Annotated in this window: 2 protein-coding genes; one reads left to right on the forward strand and one right to left on the reverse strand. The window is 50.1% G+C overall.

The window, feature by feature from the left end; translation table 11 throughout:
* Window positions 1-361: 361 nt before the first annotated feature.
* Window positions 362-1,708 carry an IS3 family transposase gene (locus Q0628_RS05695; RefSeq protein ID WP_298768996.1) on the reverse strand — a complete coding sequence of 449 codons (1,347 nt, stop codon included), beginning with the start codon at window positions 1,706-1,708 and terminating at the stop codon, window positions 362-364.
* A 153-nt stretch (window positions 1,709-1,861) separates the two neighbouring features.
* Here Q0628_RS05695 and Q0628_RS05700 point away from each other — a divergent pair.
* On the forward strand, window positions 1,862-2,049 hold a 188-nt coding region (locus Q0628_RS05700; RefSeq protein ID WP_298768998.1), incomplete at its 3' end, for a sigma 54-interacting transcriptional regulator.

Below are 2,049 nucleotides of genomic sequence, written 5' to 3' on the forward strand. Positions count from 1 at the left end.
GTCTTAGGGGGTGTCCCCCTAGGCGAGGGGGTTGCGGTAGACACGGCGATAGCCTGGCCGCAAAGCGGACAGTAAAGGCCGAAGGCCGTAATTTGTCCGCGTGCGGAGCAGGCTGAGCCGGAGCGCTTTTTTGGACATGAAAAGCTGATGCCGATTTCCATCGGCATGACGCGGGCGGGGAAAGGAGGTGCCGCATCAAGTGCGGCAAGACAGTGAGCAATTCATTCCACACGGCTCATTTCTGGAGCCGTGGGCATTTGTAGCCCAGGGCGTTACGGGCGCGGCGATTGAGCGCCCGTTCGAGGGGGTACTGGAAGACCCGGCGGAGTGAACTGACCCCAAAAAGTTGGACATTTAAAAATTAGGTTATATTCGCCCTATTTATTCGATATTGAACAGGACTCATCCCGTTTAATCGAGCTTTTATCCGTTCATTGTTGTAATAGTCGATGTATTTCACCAGCTCCTGTTTGAAGTGATTCATGTCCTTGAACCTGTTCGGGTAAAGTAGTTCGGACTTCATTATCCCGAAGAAGTTCTCCATCATGGCATTGTCCAGGCAGTTGCCCTTGCGACTCATGCTTTGTACTATGTTGTGGTCTTTCAGTGACTTTTGGTAGTTGTAGTGCTGGTATTGCCAACCTTGATCCGAGTGCATCAGCAGTTTTTCCCATACACGGTGCTGTTCATACGCCTTGTCCAGCATGTCCATGACCATTTTAAGGTCGGCATGGTCCGATATCGTGTAGCTTACGATCTCGCCATTGTACATATCCAATATTGGAGACAGGAAGCATTTTTCGGTCCCCACGGATATCTGTGTCACGTCCGTAGTCCATTTCTGGTTCGGGCCGGTCGTGGAGAAGTCCCGGTTCACGATGTTCGGTGCAGTCGACCCGACTTGTCCCGCATACGAACGATATTTGTTCTTTCTGCGGACGTTCTTCAGACCAAGGTCTCTCATGATCTTATAGACGGTCTTGTGATTGATCGTAAAGCCTTCTTTTTTCAGCTGCGACGTTATTCGTCTATAACCGTAACGACCGGCATGTTCGGCGTGTATTTCCCTTATGCGTTTTCGGATACCGGAATGTCGGTCTATCTGTTTGTTTTTGACGTAGTAATAGAACGTTGAACGGGCCATCCCCTTGATGTCCAACAGGACGTCAAGCCTGTATTCATGCCTTAGCTCGTTGATGGCTTCCGCCCAGTCTCTTGTTTTCGGGCGTATTTTTCCTCGACCAAGGCTTTCACTTTTTTTAACAGCGCATTCTCCGCACGAAGACGATAGACCTCGTCCTCGAGTTTCTCCAACTCGGTCTGAGGCGTTTTCGCAGTCTTCTTCAGCCTTCCCATATCCGCGTCTTCTCGCCTTGCGCCTGTTCACGAACAGTTCCTCGTAACCGCCGTTCCGGAACAAGTGAACCCAGTCTTTCAAGGTCGTTCTGTTAATGTTGTACTTTACGGTTACCTCGGCATAAGATAACGAATTTAGGACTATGTCGTCAACTGCCATTTTTCTCAATTCGTTCGACCCGCGATAGAAATTCTTCCTGGGTTCGCGCATGCAGCCGAGAATGTCATATTCCCTGCATACATGCCTGACATCGCGCCTGTCAAAGTTCGTAAGATGACATATTTCAGTAACCTTCAGTCCGTCCTTGTATAGTTTTGTGACCAATTCCCATTTTTTTCGATTGAAAGCCATAAATTCCTCGAAAGCTGTGTCCAACTTTCGGGGTTCACATCACTGCGGGAGCACCCGCAACGCCCCGTTATGTAAAATTCTGGGCGCGAATGTAAATTATTCGCGCTTTTGGTATTCAGAGCCTCGAAAAAAGCGTGTATAGTAAGAGGCTTTATGAACAGACACGAATCCATGTTACGCATTGCGGCAAGCTCCGACATCTCGGTGCTACTGCTTGGGGAATCGGGCAGCGGCAAAGAAGTCGCCGCCCGCTTTGTCCACGCTCACAGCAAGCGGGCGGGCGGGCCCTTTATCGCCCTCAATTGCGGGGCGATTGCCAAGGGACTCACCGAAAGCATTCT

Source organism: uncultured Fibrobacter sp. (assembly GCF_937877005.1).
Taxonomy (GTDB): domain Bacteria; phylum Fibrobacterota; class Fibrobacteria; order Fibrobacterales; family Fibrobacteraceae; genus Fibrobacter.

Bases quoted from the DNA above. Each gene is read 5' to 3' on its own strand.
- Q0628_RS05695 (WP_298768996.1), bottom strand. From the start codon at position 1,708: ATGGCTTTCAATCGAAAAAAATGGGAATTGGTCACAAAACTATACAAG.